Source organism: Cohnella mopanensis, from assembly GCF_022352055.1.
Classification (GTDB): Bacteria; Bacillota; Bacilli; order Paenibacillales; family Paenibacillaceae; genus Cohnella; species Cohnella mopanensis.
In genome coordinates, this window is sequence record NZ_JAKRWM010000051.1 from 1 (window position 1) to 504 (window position 504).

General features: G+C 51.4%; 3 tRNA genes. All 3 read right to left on the minus strand.

Going from position 1 to position 504, the window contains the following annotated elements:
* Positions 1 to 82: 82 nt before the first annotated feature.
* Positions 83 to 159 (minus strand) — tRNA-Met (locus tag L3D05_RS26305).
* Positions 160 to 259: 100 nt separating this feature from the next.
* A tRNA-Glu gene (locus L3D05_RS26310) sits at positions 260 to 334 on the minus strand.
* A gap of 21 nt (positions 335 to 355) precedes the next feature.
* Positions 356 to 448 (minus strand) — tRNA-Ser (locus tag L3D05_RS26315).
* Between the last annotated feature and the right edge of the window lie 56 nt (positions 449 to 504).

A 504-nucleotide genomic window follows, 5' to 3' on the forward strand; every position in this document is an offset into this window, starting at 1 on the left:
TCCTGCGTGACAGGCAGGCATGTTAGGCCACTACACCACAGCTCCACGATAGTAACTCGGTGTTCAGCCGAGGTGATTCATTTGGTTGCGGGGGCAGGATTTGAACCTGCGGCCTTCGGGTTATGAGCCCGACGAGCTACCGGGCTGCTCCACCCCGCGTCGTTAACTAAGTTGTTGCTTTATGAAGCGACATTTCTTATCATAACCTATATCGCTTATGTATTGCAACCCTCAATTTATGGTAATTCTTTTTGAAGATTGGTGACCCCTAGGGGATTCGAACCCCTGTTACCTCCGTGAAAGGGAGGTGTCTTAACCGCTTGACCAAGGGGCCATGCTTACAGAGAAAACATAGTGGCGGAGAGAGAGGGATTCGAACCCTCGAGACGCTTTAGACGCCTACACGATTTCCAATCGTGCTCCTTCGACCAAACTCGGACACCTCTCCATATGGCTCCCCGAACAGGACTCGAACCTGTGACAACTCGATTAACAGTCGAGTGC